The organism is Cellulosimicrobium sp. G4 BAM 1002 (assembly GCF_057126935.1).
This window is the reverse complement of record NZ_CP182109.1, coordinates 1,740,521-1,764,035: the sequence shown is the minus strand read 5'-3', so window position 1 is coordinate 1,764,035 and position 23,515 is coordinate 1,740,521. Positions and strand designations below refer to the sequence as shown.

Annotated in this window: 22 protein-coding genes and 3 tRNA genes; 10 read left to right on the top strand and 15 right to left on the bottom strand. The window is 74.4% G+C overall.

The window, feature by feature from the left end; genetic code table 11:
• Positions 1 to 214: 214 nt before the first annotated feature.
• The 3 genes from ACMXGY_RS07950 to ACMXGY_RS07940 form a co-directional block, all read right to left on the bottom strand.
• Positions 215 to 287, bottom strand: a tRNA-Lys gene (locus tag ACMXGY_RS07950).
• Positions 288 to 413: 126 nt separating this feature from the next.
• Positions 414 to 489, bottom strand: a tRNA-Lys gene (locus tag ACMXGY_RS07945).
• 161 nt (positions 490 to 650) lie between these two features.
• Complete coding sequence (locus ACMXGY_RS07940; RefSeq protein WP_483776307.1) at positions 651 to 1,043, bottom strand: GroES family chaperonin; 393 nt, start codon at positions 1,041 to 1,043, stop codon at positions 651 to 653.
• Positions 1,044 to 1,118: 75 nt separating this feature from the next.
• On the opposite strand from ACMXGY_RS07940, the gene bcp reads away from it, so the two are divergent.
• The 3 genes from bcp (at position 1,119) to ACMXGY_RS07925 (ending at position 5,276) form a co-directional block, all read left to right on the top strand.
• The gene (gene bcp / locus ACMXGY_RS07935; protein ID WP_483776306.1) at positions 1,119 to 1,595 is read left to right on the top strand and encodes a thioredoxin-dependent thiol peroxidase; all 477 of its coding nucleotides are present in this window, start codon (positions 1,119 to 1,121) and stop codon (positions 1,593 to 1,595) included.
• 102 nt (positions 1,596 to 1,697) lie between these two features.
• A tRNA-Leu gene (locus ACMXGY_RS07930) sits at positions 1,698 to 1,782 on the top strand.
• Positions 1,783 to 2,012: 230 nt separating this feature from the next.
• Positions 2,013 to 5,276: a glycosyl hydrolase gene (locus ACMXGY_RS07925; protein ID WP_483776305.1), complete on the top strand. Its 3,264-nt coding sequence runs from the start codon at positions 2,013 to 2,015 to the stop codon at positions 5,274 to 5,276.
• 60 nt (positions 5,277 to 5,336) lie between these two features.
• On the opposite strand, the gene trxA is transcribed toward ACMXGY_RS07925, so the two are convergent.
• Entirely contained in the window at positions 5,337 to 5,720 is a 384-nt protein-coding gene (gene trxA, locus ACMXGY_RS07920) for a thioredoxin (RefSeq protein ID WP_483776304.1), read from the bottom strand.
• Between the two features lie 121 nt (positions 5,721 to 5,841).
• On the opposite strand from trxA, the gene ACMXGY_RS07915 reads away from it, so the two are divergent.
• From ACMXGY_RS07915 to ACMXGY_RS07895, 5 genes are all read left to right on the top strand, one after another.
• A complete protein-coding gene (locus tag ACMXGY_RS07915; RefSeq protein ID WP_483776303.1) occupies positions 5,842 to 7,260 on the top strand; it encodes an MFS transporter in 1,419 nt (472 codons plus the stop codon).
• Entirely contained in the window at positions 7,223 to 8,890 is a 1,668-nt protein-coding gene (locus ACMXGY_RS07910; RefSeq protein ID WP_483776302.1) for a pyridoxal phosphate-dependent decarboxylase family protein, read from the top strand. Before ACMXGY_RS07915 ends, ACMXGY_RS07910 begins: the two co-directional genes overlap by 38 nt.
• Positions 8,891 to 8,927: 37 nt before the next feature.
• A complete protein-coding gene (locus ACMXGY_RS07905) occupies positions 8,928 to 9,497 on the top strand; it encodes an NUDIX hydrolase family protein (protein WP_483776301.1) in 570 nt (189 codons plus the stop codon).
• Positions 9,494 to 10,198 (top strand): Pr6Pr family membrane protein, encoded by a 705-nt coding sequence (locus tag ACMXGY_RS07900; protein ID WP_483776300.1) that lies wholly within the window; start codon positions 9,494 to 9,496, stop codon positions 10,196 to 10,198. Before ACMXGY_RS07905 ends, ACMXGY_RS07900 begins: the two co-directional genes overlap by 4 nt.
• A gap of 124 nt (positions 10,199 to 10,322) precedes the next feature.
• Positions 10,323 to 10,865, top strand: coding sequence for a flavodoxin domain-containing protein (locus tag ACMXGY_RS07895; RefSeq protein WP_483776299.1), 543 nt, complete (start codon positions 10,323 to 10,325; stop codon positions 10,863 to 10,865).
• A gap of 37 nt (positions 10,866 to 10,902) precedes the next feature.
• Here ACMXGY_RS07895 and ACMXGY_RS07890 read toward each other — a convergent pair whose 3' ends face one another.
• The gene (locus tag ACMXGY_RS07890; RefSeq protein ID WP_483776298.1) at positions 10,903 to 12,525 is read right to left on the bottom strand and encodes an ABC-F family ATP-binding cassette domain-containing protein; all 1,623 of its coding nucleotides are present in this window, start codon (positions 12,523 to 12,525) and stop codon (positions 10,903 to 10,905) included.
• 76 nt (positions 12,526 to 12,601) lie between these two features.
• On the opposite strand from ACMXGY_RS07890, the gene ACMXGY_RS07885 reads away from it, so the two are divergent.
• Positions 12,602 to 13,063, top strand: coding sequence for a DUF3054 domain-containing protein (locus ACMXGY_RS07885; RefSeq protein ID WP_483776297.1), 462 nt, complete (start codon positions 12,602 to 12,604; stop codon positions 13,061 to 13,063).
• Positions 13,064 to 13,142: 79 nt separating this feature from the next.
• On the opposite strand, the gene rdgB is transcribed toward ACMXGY_RS07885, so the two are convergent.
• From rdgB to clpS, 6 genes are all read right to left on the bottom strand, one after another.
• On the bottom strand, positions 13,143 to 13,802 hold the full coding sequence (gene rdgB / locus ACMXGY_RS07880) for an RdgB/HAM1 family non-canonical purine NTP pyrophosphatase (protein ID WP_483776296.1): 660 nt from the start codon (positions 13,800 to 13,802) through the stop codon (positions 13,143 to 13,145).
• Positions 13,799 to 14,572: a ribonuclease PH gene (gene rph / locus ACMXGY_RS07875; protein WP_483776295.1), complete on the bottom strand. Its 774-nt coding sequence runs from the start codon at positions 14,570 to 14,572 to the stop codon at positions 13,799 to 13,801. The genes rdgB and rph overlap by 4 nt, the downstream gene beginning before the upstream one ends.
• Before the next feature lie 44 nt (positions 14,573 to 14,616).
• Complete coding sequence (locus ACMXGY_RS07870) at positions 14,617 to 15,447, bottom strand: MBL fold metallo-hydrolase (protein ID WP_483776294.1); 831 nt, start codon at positions 15,445 to 15,447, stop codon at positions 14,617 to 14,619.
• Positions 15,447 to 16,250: a glutamate racemase gene (gene murI, locus ACMXGY_RS07865; protein ID WP_483776293.1), complete on the bottom strand. Its 804-nt coding sequence runs from the start codon at positions 16,248 to 16,250 to the stop codon at positions 15,447 to 15,449. Before murI ends, ACMXGY_RS07870 begins: the two co-directional genes overlap by 1 nt.
• A gap of 107 nt (positions 16,251 to 16,357) precedes the next feature.
• On the bottom strand, positions 16,358 to 17,065 hold the full coding sequence (locus ACMXGY_RS07860) for a DUF2017 family protein (protein ID WP_483776292.1): 708 nt from the start codon (positions 17,063 to 17,065) through the stop codon (positions 16,358 to 16,360).
• Complete coding sequence (gene clpS, locus ACMXGY_RS07855; protein WP_483776816.1) at positions 17,062 to 17,349, bottom strand: ATP-dependent Clp protease adapter ClpS; 288 nt, start codon at positions 17,347 to 17,349, stop codon at positions 17,062 to 17,064. Before clpS ends, ACMXGY_RS07860 begins: the two co-directional genes overlap by 4 nt.
• Before the next feature lie 113 nt (positions 17,350 to 17,462).
• Here clpS and ACMXGY_RS07850 point away from each other — a divergent pair, with 113 nt between their 5' ends.
• On the top strand, positions 17,463 to 18,875 hold the full coding sequence (locus ACMXGY_RS07850) for a nicotinate phosphoribosyltransferase (RefSeq protein ID WP_483776291.1): 1,413 nt from the start codon (positions 17,463 to 17,465) through the stop codon (positions 18,873 to 18,875).
• A 403-nt stretch (positions 18,876 to 19,278) separates the two neighbouring features.
• Here the strand turns inward: ACMXGY_RS07850 and ACMXGY_RS07845 are convergent, their stop codons facing one another.
• From ACMXGY_RS07845 to ACMXGY_RS07830, 4 genes are all read right to left on the bottom strand, one after another.
• Positions 19,279 to 21,054, bottom strand: a complete 1,776-nt coding sequence (locus tag ACMXGY_RS07845; protein ID WP_483776815.1) for a DEAD/DEAH box helicase — start codon at positions 21,052 to 21,054, stop codon at positions 19,279 to 19,281.
• 89 nt (positions 21,055 to 21,143) lie between these two features.
• Positions 21,144 to 21,479, bottom strand: coding sequence for a DUF3039 domain-containing protein (locus ACMXGY_RS07840; RefSeq protein WP_483776290.1), 336 nt, complete (start codon positions 21,477 to 21,479; stop codon positions 21,144 to 21,146).
• A 212-nt stretch (positions 21,480 to 21,691) separates the two neighbouring features.
• On the bottom strand, positions 21,692 to 22,474 hold the full coding sequence (nagB, locus tag ACMXGY_RS07835) for a glucosamine-6-phosphate deaminase (protein ID WP_483776289.1): 783 nt from the start codon (positions 22,472 to 22,474) through the stop codon (positions 21,692 to 21,694).
• Positions 22,474 to 23,514: an ROK family protein gene (locus ACMXGY_RS07830; protein WP_483776288.1), complete on the bottom strand. Its 1,041-nt coding sequence runs from the start codon at positions 23,512 to 23,514 to the stop codon at positions 22,474 to 22,476. Before ACMXGY_RS07830 ends, nagB begins: the two co-directional genes overlap by 1 nt.
• Between the last annotated feature and the right edge of the window lies 1 nt (position 23,515).

Sequence of the window (23,515 nt, the reverse complement as noted above, 5' to 3'; positions counted from 1 at the left end):
CGACAGGGCGAGGCGGGCTGTGCCGTGGACGGCCGAGGACGGTCGTCCGGGGCACGCGCACCCGTACCGGACCATTCCGGGCACAGGTGAACTCTCGGACGAGGCGCCGCGAACGGGAGCCGAACGCCCGGCGACGTTCCGGTGCGCCGACGATCTGTGCGGCGGGACGACGAAGGCCGCCCACCGCGAGGGTGGACGGCCTGGTCAGAGGGGGTGCGCCATCAGGGACTCGAACCCCGAACCCGCTGATTAAGAGTCAGCTGCTCTGCCAATTGAGCTAATGGCGCGCGAGAGGGAACACTACCAGCGGGCGTCCGTCGCGAGGCCCGTAGGGCTCCGACATCCGTCCGCCGCCCCGGCTCTCGACCGGCACGGCTCAGGCCGCCCGCGATGACGGACGGCCCGATCGGTGGTGGTGCGCCATCAGGGACTCGAACCCCGAACCCGCTGATTAAGAGTCAGCTGCTCTGCCAATTGAGCTAATGGCGCGCGAGAGAAAACACTAGCAGCCGCCGGCGCGCCGGGAAAATCCGTTCCGCCGGTGCCGCTGTGACGTCGGCGACAGCGCCGGACGCTGCGCCGTCCAGGTGCCGTCCAGGTGCCGTCCAGGTGCCGTCGAGTGCCGTCGAGGGACGCCGACGACCCCGCCGTCACAGGTAGAGACCGGTCGACCCGCTCTCCTCGACCTCCTGCGACACGGCGTGCACGTCCCGCTCGCGCAGCAGCACGAGGTCCTTGCCGCCGAGCTCGACCTCGGCCCGCTCGTCCGGGTCGAAGAGCACGCGGTCCCCGACCGCGACCTGGCGCACGTGCTCACCTGCCGCGACGACCACCGCCCACGCGAGCCGCTTCGGCCCGACCGCCGTCGCCGGGATGACGAGCCCCGCCGCGCTCTGGCGCTCGCTCGCGTCGACCTCGGGGTCGACGAGCAGGCGGTCGTGGAGCATCCGGACGGGCAGGTCGCGCGCGGCGGCCCGAGACGACCGCACCGAGGAGGGGGCGGGGGACGGTGCGGTCGAGGGGGCGGACGTCGTCTTGCTCACAGCCCCCACGCTACCCGCGCCACGAACGCTCACCTACCCTCGAGGACGACACCCCGGCCGGACCGAAGGAGATCCATGTCCACGCGCCTCACCGTCGGCGACACCGCTCCCGACTTCACCCTGCCCGCCGCGGACGGCACCACCGTCACGCTCTCCGACCTGCGCGGCCAGCACGTCGTCGTCTACTTCTACCCGGCGGCCGGCACGCCGGGCTGCACGACCGAGGCGTGCGACTTCCGCGACAACCTCGCGTCGCTGCAGGGCGCCGGGTACGCCGTCGTCGGCGTCTCGCCCGACCCGGTCGACAAGCTGGTCGCGTTCGCCGAGGCCGAGCACCTGACGTTCCCGCTCGTCGCGGACGAGGACAAGAAGGTCCTGGAGGCCTACGGCGCCTGGGGCGAGAAGAAGCTGTACGGCAAGACCGTCGTCGGTGTCATCCGCTCGACGGTCGTCGTCGACCCCGACGGCAAGGTCGAGCTCGCGCAGTACAACGTCAAGGCGACCGGCCACGTCGCGAAGCTGCGCCGGGACCTGGGCATCGACCCGAAGTAAGCGCTGCGCCTCGAGGGATGCACCCGCGGCCGAGAGATGCACTCCGACGTGCAGCTCTCGGGCGCAGGTGCATCGTTCGTGCCGCCGTAGACTGACCCCCGCGCGCGAGTGGCGTAACTGGCAGCCGCGCCAGGTTTAGGTCCTGGTGTCCTCGGACGTGCGGGTTCGAGTCCCGCCTCGCGCACCACGTGCGCCCTGTCGCGCACCTCTCGCGCCCTCCCGCGCGGCCGCCCGCTCGGCCCCCGGTAGACCACCTCACCTCGACTCGCCGCTCGTGGCGGTTCCTCTTGGCACCGGCGAGAGAACGCTCTATCGTGGTCGTGGGAGCGCTTCCACGTTTCCGCGGTCGGCAGAGCCGCCGACCGGACGAGCGCGGGACGACGAGGTGCCGCGCGTGACCCACCGAGGTGAGACGTCGTGCCCGACGACACAGCACGCACGCCCCTGTCCGTACCGCCCGTCACGGGCGACGCCGCCGCGCGCGGGCCCGGCCGCCGTCGGCCCCGAAGACGTCGGCTGGCCGCGGGGGTCCTCGCGGCCGTGCTCGCGGCGAGCGGTCTCGTGGCCCTCCCGGCCACCGGGGCCGCGGCGGACACGATCGACGTCGGCTCGGGCAGCTACACCACGGTCCCCCCGGGGCCGACGCCGAGCGGCTGCGCGGCGATCAACGCCGACGCGCGCGCCTTCGTCACCGAGGACGCACCGAGCACCCCGCTCCCGACGAACGACTGGTGGTCCTCGCTCGCGTTCAAGCGCCTCGACTGCCAGTGGAGCGCGCCGTTGCACGCCCACCCGGCGTCGTACCAGCCGGACGCCGCGGGGATGGGCATCTCGTACACCACCACCCCGACGATCACCGGGAGCGGCGCCGGGGTCTCCGAGTACCACTTCCCGTACCACGAAGACCTGCACGCCGGCGTCACCGGGCTCCAGGCGCCCGACGTCGACGTCGACGACTGGACGGACTGGACCGTCACCCCCCGGTGGGACGACGGCGCGCAGTCCCTGCGCGCGACCATCGGCCACGGCCTGCCGTTCGCCTGGTTCGAGGCGACCGGCAGCGACGCCGTGCTCACCGCGGCCGACGGGGCGGACGTCTGGCTGGACGACGGCGCGCGCCTGGGCCTCGAGGTGAACGGGCACGACTACGTCGCGTTCGCACCCCCCGGCACCGACTGGTCCCGCTCCGGTGACACGTTCACCGCTCCGCTCGACGGCGACGGCTTCTTCTCGGTCGCCGTCCTGCCCGACGCCGACCCCGCAGCGCGCGCCGGCCTCGCCGACGCCTTCACGGGCGCCGCCTACTCCCCCGTCACCGGCACGACGGCCGACTACTCCTACGACGAGACGACGTCGCAGGTCACGACGACCTACGCGCTCGAGACGACGCCGTGGCCAGGCACCGGTGCTTCCACCGGCACGGTCGCCGCGCTGTACCCGCACCAGGCGGCGCACCTCGCGGGCTCCGCGCCCGGGACCGAGCCCCTGGACGCGACGTACACGTCGGCCCGCGGGGACCTCACGGTGCTCGCGGGCATCGACTCGTTCACCACGGTCGACACGTTCCGTGGCGTGCTGACCGAGGTCCCCGCCGTCGCGACGGGGGTCCCGGGCAGCCCCGACCGGGCGCAGCTCGAGGCCTACCTCGACCAGGTCGCGGCGGACCCGCTCGACCAGCGGGGCAACGACACGTACTGGACGGGCAAGGCGCTCGGCCGCGCGACGCGCATCGTCGAGATCGCCGACCAGCTCGGGCGCACGGCACAGCGCGACGCCGCCCTCGGCCAGGTCCGCGCGCTCCTGACGGACTGGTTCACCGCGACGCCCGGCAAGGCGGAGCGGGTGTTCGCGTACGACGAGGACTGGGGCACGCTCATCGGCTACCCGGCGTCGTACGGCTCGGACCAGGAGCTGAACGACCACCACTTCCACTACGGCTACTACGTGGCCGCGGCCGCGACGCTCGCGCGGTTCGACCCGCAGTGGGCGCAGGAGTACGGCCCGATGGTCGACCTGCTCGTCAGCGACGCCAACGGCTACGACCGCACCGAGACGCGCTTCCCCTACCTGCGCGACTTCGACGTCTACGCGGGTCACGACTGGGCGTCGGGGCACGGCGCGTTCGCCGCGGGCAACAATCAGGAGTCGTCATCGGAGGGGATGAACTTCGCGGGCGCACTCGTCCAGTGGGGCGAGGCGACCGGGAACACGGAGGCGCGCGACGCCGGCATCTTCCTGTACACGACGCAGGCGGCCGCGATCCAGGCGTACTGGTTCGACGCCGACGGCACGACCTTCCCCGAGGGGTTCGACCACGAGACCGTCGGCATGGTGTGGGGCGACGGCGGCGCGTACGCCACGTGGTTCACGGCCGACCCGGCGAAGATCCAGGGCATCAACTACCTGCCGGTCACGGGGTCGCACCTGTACCTCGGGTACCGCCCGGAGCGGGTCCGCGAGCTGTACGGGCACCTCGAGACGGTCGCGGGCGGGTCGCCGGGATCGTGGCAGGACATCGTGTGGAGCTTCCTCGCCCTGGGCGACGGCGAGGCCGCGCTCGACAAGGTCCGCGGCGGCTACCCGACGCCCGAGGAGGGCGAGTCGCGCGCGCACACGTTCCACTGGGCGGCGAACCTCGCCGCACTGGGCACGGTCGACGCCGCGGTCTCGGCCGACCACCCGCTGGCCGCGACGTTCACGAAGGACGGCGCGCGCACGTACGTGGCGTCCAACGTGAGCGCCGAGGACGTGACCGTGACCTTCTCCGACGGCAGGACGCTCGACGTCGCGGGCGGCACCACCGCGACCGCGGGCGCCCACACGTGGAGCGGCGGGGGCGCCGTCGGGGGTCCCGGCCCCGACCCCGACCCTGATCCGGACCCGGACCCGGATCCGGACCCCGATCCGGGAGACTTCGCCTCGACGCTGCACCTTGCCGCCGACGGGGCCCTCTCGGCCACCGCCGGAGCAGCCGGGACCGTGCAGCTCGCGTCCGCGGGGGGCCAGAACCGCGACGGCACGCCGCACGAGCCCGCGACGTTCCTCGCGACGGACGTCACGGCGTCCTACGACGGTGGCGCGACCGCGTTCACGCTGCCCGTGGACGCGGGGACGACCGTCGGTCTCGCGGTCCAGGCCCGCGTGAGCTACGACCTCACCGGCGACGGGTCCTGGGACCGCACGGAGACGTACGCGTACTTCGCGACGGACCCCGTTCCGGGCCCGGAGTCGTACACGAGCGTCAACCGGCCGGTCACCGCGACCGGGAACCTCGGCGACCTCGACGGCGGGACCGTGCGGGTCGAGGTGTGGAGCGTCCTCGGCTCCGGGCGCCCGACGCTCACGACGGGTCCGGACACGACCCTCACGGTCCCGCTCGAGCCCGCGGACCAGGAGCCGGCGGCTCTCGCCGTGACGACCACGTCCTTCACGCGGTGCCTGGCCGGCAGGGCGTACGTCGCGGTCCGCGCGACGAACGACGACACCGTCCCGGTGGACTTCACGCTCGAGACACCGTTCGGCACGCGGACGGTGACGGGCGTCCAGCCGGGCACCGCGGCCTACCAGTCGTTCGCGGTGCGCGCACCCCAGGTCACGGCCGGCGTGGCGCGGACCGCCGCGACCGGCGGCGGGCGCGCTGCCGCGAGCGAGACAGGATTCACCGCGCTCGACTGCGCCTGACACGCAGAAGGCTCCGCCCGACCGGACCGGTCGGGCGGAGCCTCTCGCGAGAGTCCTCTGTCAGGCGTCCTGCGCCGGTGTCCCGTCGTTCGCGGCGGCGATCTGACGGCGCACGTCCTCCATGTCGAGGCCCTTGACGGCGTCGACGACCTGCTTGAGCGCGGGCGCCGGGAGGGCACCGGGCTGGGAGAAGACGAGGATGCCCTCGCGGAAGGCCATGAGCGTCGGGATCGACGTGATGTTCGCGGCGGCCGCGAGCGAGCGCTCGGCCTCGGTGTCGATCTTGGCGTGGACGACGTCGGGGTTCTCCTCCGACGACTTCTCGAACACGGGCGCGAACATCTTGCACGGTCCGCACCAGTCGGCCCAGAAGTCGACCAGGACGATGTCGTTGTCGGTGATCGTCTGCTCGAACGTGGACTCGGTGAGTGCCTGCGTGGCCATGGGGGATCCTCCAAGGACGGTTGGGGTTCTGCCAGGTGCAGCAACCGACCGGGGCCGGGTATTCCCCGGGCCACGCCGCCGGGTGCCCGTGCGCCTGCCCACCTGCCCCTACGCTGACCCTGTGACGAACGCCACCACGCCCAGGCTCTCGCGTCGGACGATCGCCGGCTACGCCGCCGGCTCGGTCGGCACCGGTGGCTTCGGCACCCTGCCTGGGCTCGTGCTCCTCGTGTACCTGACGGACTCACTCGCCGTCCCCGCGGCGGTCGCCGGCCTCATCGTCACGGGCGCGAAGGTGTGGGACGTGCTCGTCGACCCGTTCGTCGGGTACGGGTCCGACCGCGACCTCGCGCGCACGGGCTCACGCCGCCGCTTCATGACGATCGGCGCGCTGACGATCCCCGTGTTCTTCGCGCTGACGTTCGCGGCCCCCGGCTCGGCGGGCCCGACGGCGTCGGCGCTCTGGGTCCTCGTCGCGTTCCTGCTCGCCGCGACGTCGTTCTCGCTCTTCCAGGTCCCGTACATCGCCCTGCCCGCGGAGCTCGACACGACGTACGACGGCCGCACGCGGCTGCTCGCGTGGCGCGTCGCGGCCCTGGCGTTCGCCATCCTGCTGTTCGGGGCAGGCGGCCCGGCGCTGCGCGGGGGCGGTGACTCGGCGTCGGGCTACCTCCTCATGGGCATCGTCTCGGGTCTCGTCATCGGCGCCGGGATGCTCGTCGCCTCCCGCGTCGCCCCCCGCTCGGCACCGATCCCGCGTGGCTCGACGATGGAGCCCGACGCGACGGCGGCGCGCGCGTGGCTCGTCGCGGTGGGTGAGGCCGTCGGCGCACTGCGCAGGTCGCGACCGTTCCGCACGCTGCTCGCGGCGTTCGTCCTCCAGGCCGTCGCGACGGGCCTCATGCTCGCGGGTGCCGCCTACGTCGCGCGGTACGTCCTGCACGACGAGGCGGCGGTGAGCTACCTCTTCGCCGCGCTCATCGCGCCGGCGCTGCTCTGCATGCCGCTGTGGACGCGGCTCGCCCGGCGCCGGGGCAAGGAGCGCGGGTTCGTCGTCGCGACCGTCCTGTTCGCCGTCGCAGCGCTCGGCATGCTGCCGCTCCTGTGGGCTCCGGGCGCCTGGGTCTACGTCCCGACGGCGCTCGCGGGCGTCGCCTACGCCGGGATGCAGGCGCTGCCGCTCGCGATGCTGCCCGACGTCATCGCTCACGACGCGCGGTCGCACGGTGAGGGGCGCGGTGGTGCGTTCAGCGGCGTGTGGACGGCGGGCGAGACGACCGGCATGGCGCTCGGCGCCGCGGTGCTCTCGGCCGTGCTCGGGATCTCGGGCTACGTCTCGACGCGCGCGGGCGAGATCGCCGCCCAACCGGCCGCCGCGGTCGACGGGATCGCGCTCTCCTTCTCGGTCGTCCCGGCGGTCCTGGTGCTCGTGAGCCTCGTCCCGCTGGTGCGGTACGGTCTGCGCAGGGGGGACATCGACGACCCTGCACCGGAGCTGCCGCGTGACCACCGCACCCCGTCCGACCGAGCCCGCGACTGACCGCTCCGCGGTCCCCCTGCGCACCGACGGGATCCTCGACCGGCTCGCCGACCTCCGGGCCGCGGACGCGCCGACCCACGGCGGACGCGTGCTGTCGTACGTGTACGACCCGGGGCTGGCGGAGCTCGACGAGCTGGCCGCCGCCGCGGCGCGTGCCGTGCAGTCGGTCAACGGCCTGGACCCGACGACGTTCACCTCCGTCGCCGTCATGGAGAGCGAGCTCGTCGCGTTCGCGCGCGGCATGCTGAACGGCCCTGCGGACGGGCCCGACGCCGTCGTCGGCTCGGTGACCTCGGGCGGGACGGAGAGCTGCGTCCTCGCCGTGAAGGTGGCGCGCGACGTCTTCCGCGCGGCGAACCCCGGCGTCCGGCCGCGGGTCGTGGCACCCGTGAGCGTCCACGCGGCGTTCCGCAAGGCCGCGCAGTACCTCGACGTGGACCTCACGCTCGTCCCCGTCGAGCCCGCGACGGGCCTCCCCGCGCCCGGCGCCCTCGTCGCCGCGATCGGCGACGGCCGTGGTCCCGGCTCCTCCCCCGGCTCGGGGCGTACCGACGTCGCGCTCGTGGTCGTCTCCGCGCCGTCGTACCCGCACGGGGTCGTCGACCCGGTGGCCGAGGTCGCGGCGGCGGCGAACGAGCGCGGCGTACCGGTCCACGTCGACGCGTGCGTCGGCGGCTGGGTGCTGCCGTTCTGGGAGGCCGCGGGCGGCGACGACGTCCCGGCGTTCGACTTCTCGGTGCCGGGCGTGACGAGCATCTCGGCCGACGTCCACAAGTACGGGTACGCCCCCAAGGGCACGTCGGTCCTGCTCGTGCGCGGGCGCGACCGCCAGCGGCACCAGTTCTTCGCGACGACCGGCTGGCCCGGGTACCCGGTCGTCAACGCGACGGCGTCCGGGTCGCGCTCGGCCGCCCCGCTCGCCGCGGCCTGGGCGGTGAGCCAGGCGCTCGGCACCGCGGGGTACACCGCGCTCACCGCGCGCTGCGTCCGCGCGACGCGCACGCTGCACGAGGCGGTCGACGCGATCGAGGGGCTGCGCGTCGTCGGCCGGCCCGTGGGCCCGCTGATCGCGGTGGCGACGGACGAGTCGGTGCCGCCGGGGCGGCGCGTCGACCCGCACGTCTGGGCGGACGCGGTGCGCACGCGCGGCTGGGTCCTGCAGCCGCAGCCCGGCCTCGTGCAGGAGGACGGGACACGCCTGCCCCACACGACCCACCTCACCGTCACGCCGGTCACCGAGGCCGGGCTGACGGGCCTCGTCCCTGCGCTCGTCACGAGCGCCGACGACGTGCGGGGCACCCCGCGCCCCGACGTGTCCGACGTCCTCGGGGCGCTCACGGGCGCGCTCGGCCGCGCAGCGACCGACGGGTCGGCCGTCCCGACGTCCGACCAGGTCTGGGAGGCCCTGCGCACGACGCTCGCCACCGGCAGCGAGGACGACGGAGCGGGGGCCGCGGGCGCCGTCCTCCCCGACCGGCTCGCGCCGCTCATGGCCGTCATGGAGGTCCTGCCCGCCGCCGTCGCGGAGCGTGCGCTCGTCGAGATCGTCGCGCGGGTCTCCGAGCCTCTCGCGGCTGCGCTCGACGGGCCGCCCGCCGAGCCGCTCCGTGGCGTCGCCCACGGGTCGTGAACTCGCTCCCGCCCACGCCACGGGGTAGAACAGTCGCGTGACCGACACCGCCGACTTCCCGCCCGACGACTTCTCGCACGAGAACCCGCAGCCCGCCGGGTGGCTCAGCCCCGAGGAGATCGCGGTCGCGCGCGCCCAGCTCCCGCTCGTCTACGTCGACGCCGTCCCCGTGCGCGTCGACGACTCGGGCGACGTCGTCGCCGTCGGGCTGCTCCTGCGCGTCACGCCCGAGGGGATGATGACGCGGGCGCTCGTGTCCGGGCGCGTGATGTTCCACGAGCGGATCCGCGACGCGCTCCTGCGGCACATCGAGAAGGATCTCGGCCCGGTCGCGCTCCCCCAGGTTCCCGCGTCGCCGCAGCCGTTCACCGTCGCCGAGTACTTCCCGACGCCGGGCATCACGTCCTACCACGACCCCCGGCAGCACGCGGTCTCGCTCGCCTACGTCGTGCCGGTCAACGGTGACTGCCGGCCGCAGCAGAACGCGCTCGAGCTCGCCTGGCTCACGCCCGAGCAGGCGTGCAGCGACGAGGTCCAGCTCGAGATGCGCGGCGGGCAGGGCGTGCTGCTGCGCCAGGCGATGGCGCACGTGGGCCGGCTCCCGTGACCGGGTCGCCGGGGGCGACGGGCGAGCAGGTCGGGACGACGGACGACGGCCCGTCCGGCGCCGAGGTCCGCTCGCGCCTGGCGATAGCCCGGGTGCTGCACGCGCTCGTGGCGCTCGTCGCGCTCACCGGCGTCGTCATGGAGCTCGTGATCGCCGTCGTCGACGGCCCGGGTGCGGCGCCGAACCAGACCGAGCGCCTCGTGCGGCTGTTCAGCTACTTCACCATCCAGTCGAACCTGCTGATCGGCGTCGTCTCGGTGCTCCTCGTGCTGCGGCCGGACCGCGACGGCCGCGTGTTCCGCGTCGCGCGTCTCGACGCGCTGCTGTGCATCGCCGTCACCGGCATCGTCTACAACACCGTGCTGCGCGGTCTCGGCGAGCTCAGCGCCGCGGGCCAGGTGTCCAACACCCTGCTCCACCTGCTCGCCCCGCTGCTCGCCGTGGCGGCGTGGGGGCTCGTCGGGCCCCGGCCGCGCGTCGACGCCACGACGGTGTGGTGGTCCGTCGCCTACCCGCTCGCGTGGATCGCGTACACGTTCGTGCGCGGTGCCGTCGTCGGCTGGTACCCCTACCCGTTCCTCGACGTGGGCGACCTGGGCCTCGCGCGGGCGCTCGTCAACACCGCCGTCGTCGCGGTCGTCTTCCTCGCACTGGCGTGGCTCGTGCGACTCGTCGACGCGCGGCTGCGGCCGGCTCCCTGAGGCGCAGGACCAACGGCCCTCTCGGCCGTGCCCGACGGCCCTCGCCCTCGGGGCCCCGCCCGTCCGACCGTAGGAACGAGGGGTCCCGTCAGCGAGGGCGGGCGAGGCGACGAAGGAGCGGGTCATGGATGCCGCCGTGGTCTACGAGTCGATGTACGGCAACAGCGAGCAGGTCGCACGGGCGATCGCGGAAGGTCTGTGCGACCACGTCCGCGTCATGGTCGTCGACGTGGAGGACCCCGCCGCCTCGCACGACGCGCTCCGGCACGTCCACCTGATCGTCGCGGGCGGGCCGACGCACGCGTTCGGCATGACGCGCCCGACGACGCGTGCCGACGCCGTCCTGCGCGCCAGCGGCACCGTCTCCGGCCGCACGCGCGGGCTGCGCGAGTGGCTCGGGTCCGTGGGGCGGCAGCCGGAGCCGCGCCTCGCTGCGACGTTCGACACGCGCGTGAGCAAGGTCAAGCCACTCCCCGGTTCCGCGGCACGGGGCGCGGCCAAGGTGCTGCGCCGCGCCGGCTTCCGTCTCGTCACGGCACCCGCGTCGTTCTACGTCGGCGACGTCGAGGGACCGCTCGACGAGGGCGAGCTCGACCGCGCGCGCGAGTGGGGCCGGGCGCTGGGCGAGGCGATCGCGCCCGCTCCGCGGACGACCGGGGCTCGCTGAACCACCGGCCGGGTTACGGGTCGGCGTCGACTAGCCGTCAGACGGCGAGGTCGAGGCGGGGCCAGTCCTCGAGGTCCTCGCGCATCCGGCGGTCGTGCGTCGCGACGACGACCGCTGCGGGCGTCACGCGCAGCGCCTGCGTGAGCTCGTCGACGAGGTCGATCGACAGGTGGTTGGTCGGCTCGTCGAGGATCAGCACGTGCGGAGCGGCGAGCAACGCCCGCGCGAGGTCGAAGCGGCGTCGCTGCCCCGCCGAGAGCTCGCGCAGCGGGCGCTCCAGGTCCTCCTCCGTGAGCAGGCCGAGGAACGCGACGGGCACGAGGTGGTCGGGGTCGAGCCGGCCCGCGTCGAGGAGCTCGAGGGCCTCACGCGCGTACTCGTCGAACCCTGTGCGGTCCTCGGCACCCGGGGGCAGCGACGGGCCCTCCTGGTCGACGACGCCGAGCCGGAGCCCGTCGACCGCGGACCGGGCGCCCCGGTCGAGCGGGACCAGCCCGGACAGGGCGGCGAGGAACGTCGACTTGCCGCTCCCGTTCGGTCCGGTCACGAGGAGCCGGCCCGAGGGTGGGATCGCGATGCGGGTACCGGGCAGGTCGAGGCGCGCGCCGACGCGCGGGCTGCGCAGCTCGACGACCGGGTCGCCCGGGTCCCACCCCGGTGCCATCGCGGGCAGCTCGGGGAACACGAGCTCGAGCGGCGGGACCGGCACCTCGACCGCCTCGGCCTCGAGCTGCTGGAGCCGGCGGTCCGCGGCCTTGACGTGGATGCGCGCACGCGTCGCGCGCCGGTGCTTCTGGCTGCCCTTCGGCGGACGCCACTCGTCGGACAGCCCCTCGTACGACGCGTCGAGCACCGCGGCGAGCTTCTCCGCCCGCTTCTGCTCGGCACGGAAGCGCTGGCGCCAGCGGTGCAGCGCCTGGTTCTTCGCGAACCGGTACGCCAGGTAGCCGGGCTGCCCGTACAGCACGGGCCTGCCGTCCATCGCCGGGTCGAGGTCGAGGATCTCCGTCGCGACGTCGTCGAGGAGCTGGCGGTCGTGGGTGACCATCACCACACCACCGCGCCAGGCGACGAGCTCGCCCGTGAGGAAGTCGATACCGCCCGTGTCGAGGTGGTTGGTCGGCTCGTCCAGCAGAACCAGGTCCGCGCGCTCCGCGAGGCGGCACGCGAGGCGCACCCGGTAGCGCTCGCCGACGGACAGCGTCGCGAGCTCCCGGTCCCGGTCGCGGCACGCGCCGAGGCGGGACAGCGCGACGTCGACGCGGCGGTCCGCGTCCCACACCGCGAGGTGCTCGGCCCGCGCGAGGATCTCGGTGAGCTCCGCGAGGTCGCCGGCCTCGTGGTCGAAGTCCCGCGCCGCCGCCTCGAGCTCCGCGGCCACCGCGCGCAAGCCGCTCAGGGTCGCGGCAACCAGCGTCCCGACCGTCTGCCCGGGCTCGACCGCGAGCTCCTGCTCGACGAGCGCGAGCGACCCCGACCGCCGGACCTCGCCACGGCTCGGGACCAGACGGTCGGACAGCACGTGCAGGAGCGTCGACTTGCCCGTGCCGTTCTCCCCCACCACCCCGAGCCGTGTGCCCGGCGCGACCCGGACCCCCACACCGTCGAGGACGGGGCGCCCGGGATAGGCGAAGGCGAGGTCGTCGGCGGCAAGGTGCACGGGCACAACCCTAGGCGGCGGGCGCCCTCGTCCGGCACGTGCCGACGTTCCCCGCGGGCGAGGTACGGTCGGGACCATGAGCTCCACCCCGCCGGCCGGTCACGTACGCCCGGTGACCGTCGTCCTCGCCGCGCTCGCCGACCTCCTGTGCGTCCTCGCGCTCGCCACCGGCGGTCTGGCGACGCACGCCGCCGACGAGGGCCTGTCCCGGCTCGTCGTCGTCGCCTGGCCGTTCGCGGCCGGTGCCGCGGTCGGCTGGCTCGTCTCGCGGGCGTGGCGACGTCCCTGGCGCCTGTGGCCCGCGGGGGTCGTCGTGTGGGGCTGCGCGTGGGCGCTCGGCGTGCTGCTGCGCGTGCTCACGGGGCAGGGTGTCGCGCCCGCGTTCCAGCTCGTGTCGTTCGGGTTCCTCGCCCTCACGATGCTCGGCTGGCGCGGCGTGGTCGCGCTCGTCGGCGTGCTGCTCCCCGCCGACCGGCGTCGCCGGGCCGCGGTGCTCGCGGGCCGCTCACCGCGCGACGCCGACGGCCCGCCGCGCTAGCGGCGCCGCTACCGCCGACGCGGGCGCAGGGACCACCCGAGGTGTCCTGGCGACGGCACCGCACCCCCGGACCTGGGTGCTACCTCGGCGCCAGGGCCGCGACGACGTCGGGGGCGAGCGCGCGGAACGCCTTGCCGCGGTGGCTGATCGCGTTCTTCTCCTCCGGGGTCAGCTCGGCGGCCGAGCGCGGCGAGCCGCCAGCCGGCTGGTCGTCGGGGAGCAGGATCGGGTCGTAGCCGAACCCGTTCTCGCCCCGCGGCGCCGTGAGCAGCGTCCCACGCATCTCGCCCGTCCGGACGACCTCGTGGCCGTCCGGGGTGACGAGGGCGGCTGCGCACACGAACCCGGCGGCGCGGTGCTCGGCGTGCACGTCGCCGAGCTGGGCGAGCAGGAGCTCGAGGTTCGCGACGTCGTCGCCGTGGCGTCCGGCCCACCGCGCCGAGAAGATGCCGGGCGCGCCGCCGAGCACGTCGACGGCGAGACCCGAGTCGTCGGCCACCGCGGGCAGGCCCGTCGCCGCGACGAGCGCGCGTGCCTTGATGAGGGCGTTCTCGGCGAACGTCGCGCCGTCCTCGACGGGCTCGGGCGCACCGACGTCGCCGGCTCCGACGATCGCCCCGGGCGCGAGCGCGAGACCGGGGTGCGCGTCGAGCTCGGCGGCGAGGATCGCCCGCAGCTCCGCGATCTTGCCGCGGTTGTGCGTCGCCAGGACGAGGCGTGCGCCGTCGGGCACGGTCACGGTGCTTCCGTCGCGAGCGCGGCCCGCTGGATCGCGGTGAGGTCGGCGGTCCCCGCGACCGCGAGGTCGAGGAGTGCGTCGAGCTCGGCGCGGTCGAACGGCGCGTGCTCGGCGGTGCCCTGCACCTCGACGAAGGTGCCCGATCCGGTGACGACGACGTTCATGTCGGTCTCCGCACGGACGTCCTCGACGTACGGCAGGTCGAGCATCGGGACGCCGTCGATGATCCCGACGCTCACGGCCGCGACCGAGTCGGTGAGCACGGGCTTGCCGCCCTTGACGTGCCCGTGCCGCTGGCCCCACGCGACGGCGTCGGCGAGCGCGACGTAGGCGCCGGTGATCGCGGCGGTGCGCGTGCCGCCGTCGGCCTGGAGCACGTCGCAGTCGAGGACGATCGTGTTCTCCCCGAGCGCCGAGACGTCGATGATCGCGCGCAGGGACCGGCCGATGAGGCGGGAGATCTCGTGCGTGCGCCCGCCGATCTTCCCCTTCACGGACTCGCGCTGGCTGCGCTCGTTGGTCGCGCGGGGCAGCATCGCGTACTCGGCGGTGACCCAGCCCTCGCCCGACCCCTTCCGCCAGCGCGGCACGCCTTCCGTGAACGAGGCCGCGCACAGCACGCGCGTGCGCCCGAACTCGACGAGGACGCTCCCCTCGGCCTGGTCGAGCCAGTTGCGGGTGATCGTCACGGGGCGGAGCTGGTCGGGCGCGCGGCCGTCGGCCCGCACGACGGGCGCGGGCGTAGCCGTGGAAGGGGTGGGGATGGTCATGCCGCCACCCTACCGACCACCCGCCCGGCTGAGCGCACTCACGGTCAGAGGTCGAAGACCGCCCCGGTGGTGGCGACGTCGACCGGGCCGGTGTAGGTCTCACGGGCCTCGGCGCGCGAGCGCTCCGGGTCGTTCCAGGCAGGCAGGTGGGTGAGCACGAGGCGCCCGGCACGGGCCGCCGTCGCGATCTCGCCCGCGCGCCGGCCGGTGAGGTGGATGCCGCGCTCCACGTCGTCGTCGCGACCCTCGTGGAACGCCGCCTCCGAGAGCAGCAGGTCGGCGTCACGGGCGAGCTCGACGACGCCGTCGCACGCGTCCGTGTCGCCCGTGTACGCGAGGACGGCCGTCTCCCCCGGGCGCAGCGACGACGGCCCCGTGACGCGCACGCCGTACGCCTCGACGGGGTGGAAGACGCGGTACGGCTCGAGCGTGAGCGGCCCCACCTGCACGGGCGCTCCCGGCTCCCAGACCCGGACGTCGAGCTCCGCGCGCAGCCCGTCACCGGGCTCGGTGCCGTAGGCCGCCTCGATCCTGGCCGCCGTGTCGGTCGGCCCGAGGACCGCCAGCCTGCTCGGCACGCCCGTGCGCGCCGACCCGCGACCGGGGTGGTAACGGAGGTACACGTACAGCCCGCACACGTCGGCGAAGTGGTCGGGGTGCAGGTGCGAGAGCGCGACGGCGTCGAGGTCGAGGGGCTCGACGAACCGCTGGAGCGCGCCCAGCGCCCCGTTGCCGAGGTCGAGCACGACGTTCCAGTCGCGCGGCTCGAACCCCGCCGCCTCGGCCTCCGCGGCCGGCACCTGGACGAGGTACGACGACGCGGGTGACTCCGGGCCGGCGAACGACCCCGAGCAGCCGACCGTGACGAGGCGCATCAGGCGGCCTCCACGGTGAGGACCTCGGGGCCGAGGAACCGGCGGGCCAGGTGCTCGAACGGCTCGGTGCTGCCCGTCGCGAGGAAGCGGTGACGTGGCGGTCCGGCGTCGCGCGACCGCTCGAGGTCGTGCGCGACGAGCGTGCGGTAGACGTCCTTGGCGGTCTCCTCGGCGCTCGAGACCAACGTGACCTCCTCGCCCATGACGTACGAGATCGCGCCGGTGAGCAGCGGGTAGTGCGTGCATCCGAGCACGAGGGTGTCCACCCCGGCCGCCTTGACCGGGTCGAGGTAGCGGTGCGCGACGTCGAGCACCTCGGGCCCCGACGTCACGCCCTGCTCGACGAGCGGGACGAACTCGGGGCAGGCCTGCGTCGTGAGCGTCAGGCCCGGCGTGACGGCGAACGCGTCCTCGTACGACCGCGACGTGATCGTCGCGCGGGTCCCGATGACGCCGATCCTCCCGGACCGGGTCGCGGCGACCGCCCGGCGCGCGGCCGGGAGGATCACCTCGACGACCGGGAGCCCGTGGCGCTGCGTGTACCGCTCGCGCGCGTCGCGCAGCACGGCCGACGACGCCGAGTTGCACGCGATGACGAGCATCTTCACGCCGTCGTCGACGAGCTGGTCCATGATCGCCAGCGCCATCGCGCGCACGGCCGCGAGCGGCTTGGGCCCGTACGGGCCGTTGGCCGTGTCCCCGAGGTACAGGAGGGACTCGTTCGGAAGCTGGTCGAGGATCGAGCGGGCGACCGTGAGCCCGCCCACGCCCGAGTCGAAGATCCCGATGGGAGCGTCGTTCACCCGCCCGAGCCTACTGGCGCCCTCGTGCCGGGGCCGCACCGAACCGCGCTCCCCCGCTGTGGCAGCGCCCACAGGCCGGTGCGTCGGGCCCGACGGCGGACGGGGGGTCAGGAGCGCGGGTGTCCGCGGCCTGCCCGCAGGTCCGCGAGCATCCCGTCGACGAGCGACTCCTGCAGCAGGCCCGTGAGGAGGAACACGCTGACGAGGAACCGGCGCGCGGCCGAGCCGTCGTCGGGGTCCTCGGGACCGTCGTCGCCCTCGGCGTCGAGCTCGTCGTACAGGCCCTCGACCTGGGCGTCGGTCCGCAGGTCGAGCCGGTCCGCGAGCACGAGCCGCACGTCCGTCAGCGCGGCGGCGACGGCGTGCGCCTCCTCGCGCCCGACGACGAAGGGCGCCGCCACGGCCGGCTCGCCGTCGACGAGCATCCGGCCCAGCAGGACGAGGCGGTCGACCTTCTGGGTCGCGAGGTCGTCCTGCGTGAACCGGCGGAACTCGGCGGCGACGTCCGCGTCGTCGGACGCGTCCGGCAGCAGGCGCCGCACCGCCGGGTCGAACGGCGGGGTCACGTGCGTGGCGTCGTCCGGCTCGTCGGCCGCGGGGACCGGTGGCACGGGGCCCGTCCACCCCGGCGGCGACCACGCGCCGTCGGACGGGCCGCCCGGTCCCCCGCCCGGCCCGCCGAGCTCACCGGCCCTGTCGGGGACCTGGTCCTGCAGCATCTGCGCGACGTCGCCCGCGAGCTGGGCGAGCACGATACGTTCGGGCGGCTCGAGCTCGGCGACGTACCCGTCCGCCTCGCTCCGGAACGGCCTCACTGCTCGCCGTCCCGCTGCATCGTCGCCCACAGCCCGAACGAGTGCATCGCCTGCACGTCGACCTCCATGCGTTCACGGTCGCCCCTCGACACGACCGCCCGGCCGTCGTGGTGTACCTGCAGCATGAGCTCGTTCGCGCGGGCCGACGAGTACCCGAAGTACGACTCGAAGACGTACGCCACGTAGTTCATGAGGTTGACCGGGTCGTTCCACACGAGGGTGACCCACGGGCGGTCCGGCTCGACGACGCTCTCGGTCCGTGTCGCCTCCTCGGGGACGGTCACGGACGCCCGGACCGCCGGGGCGCGGGTGAAGATCGGCTGGGCACTCACGCCACCACTGTATTCGTGGGCCTGTCGCGTGCCGTCTTCGGGGTCCCTGGCCTAACGTTTTCCGCATGAGCCCCACCGACCCGGGCAGCGCTGCCCTCGCCGCGACCGACAGCGCTGCCGCGGCGCCCTCCGCGCAGCGCGAGCCGTACCTGCCTGCGGCGTCCACCGCGCTCCTCACCGACCGCTACGAGCTGACGATGCTGCAGGCCGCGCTCGCCGACGGCACCGCGCACCGCCACTGCCTCTTCGAGGTGTTCACCCGCCGCCTCCCGACCGGACGGCGGTACGGCGTGCTCGCCGGCACGGGCCGCGTGCTCGAGGCGCTGTCGTCGTTCCGGTTCTCCGCGTACGAGCTCGACTGGCTGCACGCGGAGTCCGTCGTCGACGACCGCACGCTCGAGTTCCTCGCGGACTACCGGTTCACCGGGTCGATCACCGGGTTCGCGGAGGGCGAGGTGTTCTTCCCCCAGTCCCCCGTGATGACGGTCGAGGGCACGTTCGCAGAGGCAGTGCTGCTCGAGACGCTCGTGCTGTCGATCCTCAACTACGACTCGGCCGTCGCGTCCGCGGCGTCTCGCATGACGAGTGCCGCCGTCGAGCGGCCGTGCCTCGAGATGGGCGCCCGGCGCGCGCACGAGCAGGCCGCGGTGGCCGCCGCGCGGGCCGCCGTCGTGGGCGGTTTCGCCGCGACCTCCAACCTCGAGGCCGGCCGGCGATACGGCCTGCCCACCATCGGCACGGCGGCCCACGCGTTCACGCTCCTGCACGACGACGAGGAGTCGGCCTTCGCGTCGCAGGTCGCCTCCCTGGGGCCTGGCACGACGCTGCTCGTCGACACGTACGACGTGCGCAAGGGCGTCCAGAACGCGGTCCGTGCCGCCGGAGGGGAGCTCGGCGCGGTGCGGCTCGACTCGGGCGACCTCGGCGTCCTCGCTGTCGAGGTACGGCGGCAGCTCGACTCCCTCGGCGCGCACGACACCCAGATCGTCGTGACGTCCGACCTCGACGAGTACGCGATCGCGTCGCTCGCCGCCGCGCCCGTCGACACCTACGGCGTCGGGACGTCGCTCGTCACCGGTTCCGGCGCCCCGACGTGCGGCATGGTCTACAAGCTCGTCGCCCGCGCCGACTCCTCGGGCGTGCTCCAGCCCGTCGCGAAGGCGTCGACCGCCAAGACGAGCACCGGGGGCCGCAAGCTCGCCGCCCGCCGCTACGGCGACGACGGCCGCGCGGTCGAGGAGGTCGTCGTCACCGGCCACGACGCGGCGCTCCGGACGTGGGAGCCCGACGGCGACACCCGCCCCCTGCAGGTCCCGCTCGTCGTCGACGGCGCCGTCGACTCCCGCTGGGTGGGGTCGTACGGCGTCCAGAACGCCGCGAACCGGCACCGCGAGGCGCGCGCAGAGCTGCCGCGCGGCGCACGCCGCCTCTCCGCGGGCGACGCGGCGATCCCGACCGTCGTCGAGCAGCTCGCCTGACACGGCGGGTCGCCGCCCGAGGCAGAACCCCGGTCCCGCGAGGTAGAACCCCGGTCGGTTGCGGTCACGCGAGGTAGAACCATGGTCTGCCGAAGTAGAACCGCTCCACCGGCCGGAACCGCATGGTCAACCACGAGAGCGGCACGACCCCGTGCCGCGCCGCCGCACAAGACTTGGGGACCGCCGTCTGCGAGCCACGGTTCTACCTCGCGCGGCCACGGTTCTACCTCGGCGGACCAGGGTTCTACATGGGCAGACTGCGGTTCTACCTCGGCATGGCCGCGGCCGGACGTCGCCCGAGCACCGACGCCGCCCCACCCGCGGACCCGACCACAGCACGCCCAACCCCGGCCCGAGCACTGCCGCGACCCGACCACAGCACGCCGGACCCGGGGTCGGGGGGCTATCGCTTCCCGACGAACCACCCGCGGACGAGGGCGACGCGGGCGTCGAGCTGTTCGACGGTGGCCAGCGGGACCTCGGGGCCGCCGCACCGGCGGCGCAGCTCGTTGTGCACGGTGCCGTGGGGCTGGCCGCTGCGTCGTGCCCACGCCGAGACGAGCTGCTGCAGCTCCTTGCGCAGCTCCGCCGCGCGCCGGTGCTCCAGCTCGGAGCGCTCGCGCTCGGCGGACTGCGTGTTCTTCGACCGTGCGCTCAGCTGGTCCGCCTGCCGTTGGCGCAGGAGCGTGGTGACCTGGTCGGCGTCGAGGAGGCCGGGGAGCCCGAGGAAGTCGAGCTCCTCGTCGGAGCCGACGTCCGCGCCCGTGCCGAACTCGCCGCCGTCGAACAGGACTCGGTCGAACGACGCCTGTGCCTCGAGCGCCTCGAACGAGCCCTGGACGAGCTCGCCCGACGCCTTGTCCTCGCGGTTCGCCTCGGCCATGAGCGCGTCCTCGGGGTTGAACCCCTCGCCCTGCTCCTCGGCAGTCAGCGGTCGGTCGAGCGCGTGGTCGCGCTCGAGCTCGAGCCCGTTGGCCAGCTCGAGCAGGTGCGGCACGCTGGGCAGGAAGACGGACGCGGTCTCGCCGCGCTTGCGCGCGCGGACGAACCGCCCGACGGCTTGCGCGAAGAACAGCGGCGTCGCCGTCGAGGTCGCGTAGACGCCGACCGCGAGCCGCGGCACGTCGACGCCCTCGGACACCATGCGGACCGCGACCATCCAGCGCGCGTCGCCGTCCGCGAACTCCTCGATGCGGCTGCTCGCGCCGTCGTCGTCCGAGAGCACGACGACGGGCGACTTCCCCGTCAGTCGCGCGAGATGGCCGGCGTAGGCCCGCGCGTCGGTCTGGTCGGTCGCGATGACGAGACCGCCCGCGTCGGGGATCGCGCGCCGCACCTCGGTGAGGCGCTTGTCGGCCGCCGCGAGGACGGACGGGATCCACTCGCCGTTCGGGTCGAGTGCGGTGCGCCACGCCTGACCCGTCATGTCCTTCGTGAGCGCCTCGCCGAGACGCGCGCTCACCTCGTCGCCGGCCTTCGTGCGCCAGCGCATGTTGCCCGAGTACGACAGGAAGATCACGGGACGCACGACGTGGTCGCGCAGCGCGTCGCCGTAGCCGTAGGTGTAGTCGGCGCGCGAGCGGCGGATGCCGTCGGGACCGCGCTCGTACTCGACGAACGGGATCGCCGCGGTGTCGGAGCGGAACGGCGTGCCGGTCAGCGCGAGACGCCGCTCGGCGTCCTCGAACGCCTCGCGCACCGCGTCGCCCCACGACAGCGCGTCCCCGCCGTGGTGCACCTCGTCGAGGATGACGAGCGTGCGGTCGGCCGTCGTGCGTGCCGCGTGCAGCGCCGGCTTGGCCGCGATCTGCGCATACGTCAGCGCGACGCCGTCGTAGTGGGCGCCGTGCCGTCCCTGGCTGTTGCGGAAGTTCGGGTCGATACGGATGCCGACGCGCGCCGCGGCGTCGGCCCACTGGTGCTTGAGGTGCTCGGTCGGCGCGACGACCGTCACGCGCCGCACGATCCCCTGCTCGAGCAGCTCCGTCGCAACACGCAGCGCGAACGTGGTCTTTCCGGCGCCCGGGGTGGCGACCGCGAGGAAGTCCCGCGGCGACCGCGTGCGGTACAGCTCGAGCGCCTCGGCCTGCCAGGCGCGCAGCTTCGACGCCGAGCCCCAGGGGGCGCGGCGCGGGAAGGCGGGCGAGAGGTGCGAGGCCGCGGCGGACGACGGGCTCAGGGGCGCGGGCGGGCCGGGCCTGCTACGGGATGCGGGGGTCTGTGATGAGGAGGCGGAGGGGCCGGTGGACGTCGTGTGGTGCTCGGCGCTCACTTGCCGGAGTCACCCTCGCCGTCCTGCGGGTCTCGCAGACCGTCGTAGATCTCCTTGCACGTGGGGCAGACGGGGAACTTGTTCGGGTCGCGGCCCGGCACCCACACCTTGCCGCACAGCGCGATCACCGGCTTGCCGGAGAGCGCGGACTCCATGATCTTCTCCTTGCGCACGTAGTGCGCGAAGCGCTCGTGGTCGCCCGGCTGCGCCTGCTCGCGCGTCTCCTCGCGCTCGAGGACACCGGTCGACGTGCCGGTGGACGGCTCGGTCGACGGGCTGCGGAACGGGTCCTCGGGCCCACCGGGGGGCGTGCTCGCGTGCGGTTCGATCATGGTCGGAAGTCTACGTCTCGCGGCTGACAGCCGGGTCGGGACCGGGATCGCCTGTCGAGCCGCCGTCGGTGCGGAGCCCCGCCCGCCGGACGGCTGCACGCACACGAAGGCCCGCCGTCGCACGACCCAGGGGCGTGGGTCGGCGACGGCGGGCGGCTGCGGTCGCGGCGCGGAGTCGGTCAGCGGCCGGCCCGGGTCCGGGAGGAGGCTGTCTACAGGCCCTGCCAGTCGGGCTTGGACGCGTAGGTCTGGCGGTAGTAGTCCGCGAGCTGCAGGCGCGAGGCCGCGGCGTCGTCGACCAGCACGGTCGCGTGCGGGTGCAGCTGCATGATGGTCGCGGGCCACAACGCGCTGATCGGGCCCTCCACGAGCTGGTGCACCGCCTCGGCCTTGCCCTTCCCGGACGCCAGCAGCACCAGGTGCCTCGCCGACATGATCGTCGCCAGCCCCTGCGTCAGACAGTGCCGCGGCACCTGCTCCACGTCACCGTCGAAGAACCGCGCGTTGTCCTCCCGCGTCTGCGCCGTCAGCGTCTTGATCCGCGTGCGCGACGCCAGGGACGACCCCGGCTCGTTGAACGCGATGTGCCCGTCCGTCCCGATCCCCAGCAGCTGCAGGTCCACACCCCCCGCCGCAGTGATCGACTCCTCGTACGCCGCGCACGCCGCCACCAGATCGTCCGCGTTGCCGTCAGGGCCCTGCACCGCACCCGGCGCGAAGTCCACCCGCGACGCGATCTCCGTCTCGATCACGTTCCGGTAGCGCTCCGGATGATCGACCGGCAGGCCCACGTACTCGTCCAGCATGAACGCCCGCACCTTCGCGAACGACAACCCGTCCTCGGCGTGCCGGCGCGCCAGCTCGTCGTACACCCGCAACGGGCTCGACCCCGTCGCCAGGCCCAGCACCGCCTCCGGACGCGACCGCACCAACGCCTCGACCGCGTCCGCAGCCAGCACCGCCAACCGCTCCGCAGGAGCGATCACCACTTCCATCAGGACACCTTTCGACGGCCGACGAGGGCAGCGCCCACGGCGGCGACGGGGACGTCGGCGGGCGCGAGGGAGACGCGGTCCGCGAGACGCAGCGAGGACAGGAACGGCGAGTTCCGGGACTGTGCCTCGAGGGCGGCCCGGACGGCCTCGAGCAGCGGCTCGCCGAGCGCCGAGACCCCACCCCCGAGGACGACGTGCCGGACGTCGACCGTCAGCTCGAGGATACGCACGGCGGACGCGACCGCCGACGCGAACTCCGCCTTGATCCGCACGGCCTCCGGGTCGCCCGCGGCCGCCGCCGCGAAGAGCTCTGCGGGGGCGGGGCGCCCGTGCTGCGACGGCCAGCGGGCGGAGAGCGCGGATCCCGAGGCGTACACCTCGACGCAGCCGCGCTGCCCGCACGCACACTCGGGCCCGTGCGGGTCGATCGGGATGTGCCCGATCTCGCCCGCCGCGCCGCTCACCCCGCGCCGCAGCTCTCCGCCCAGCACGATCCCGGCCGCGAGGCCGGTCCCGAGCGCGAGGAAGGCGAGGTCCGCGCCGTCGGCACCCCGCAGGTGCGAGGCGCCGAGGGCGGCGACGTTGAGGTCGTTGTCGACGTGCACGCGCACGCCGCGGAGCTCGGCCGACAGCACCGCGGCGAGCGGGAACCGCCCGCCCTCGATACCGAGGTTCACGGCATGTGTCACGGAGCCGTCGTCGGGGTCCACCAGCCCCGGGACCCCGACACCGACGCCGTCGAGCGACGCCAGGTCGACGCCCGCCCGGCGGGCGACCTCGCGCACGGCGCGCGCGGCGCTCGCCACGACACCCTCCGGACCACGGACGGTCGGCAGGCGCAGGGTCTCGCGCGCGACGCCGTCGGGCCCGAGGAGTGTCGCGAGCACCTTGGTGCCGCCGATGTCGAGGCCGACGGTCGAGCCGGGACCGGTCGGGGCCGGTTCGCGCGTCGCGGGTGCGGGGGCCGTGGGGCCAGGAAGCCCGGCCGGGGCTGCGGCCGCCTCGCCGGTGGGCGAGGCGGCCGTGCTCAGGTCGCTCACG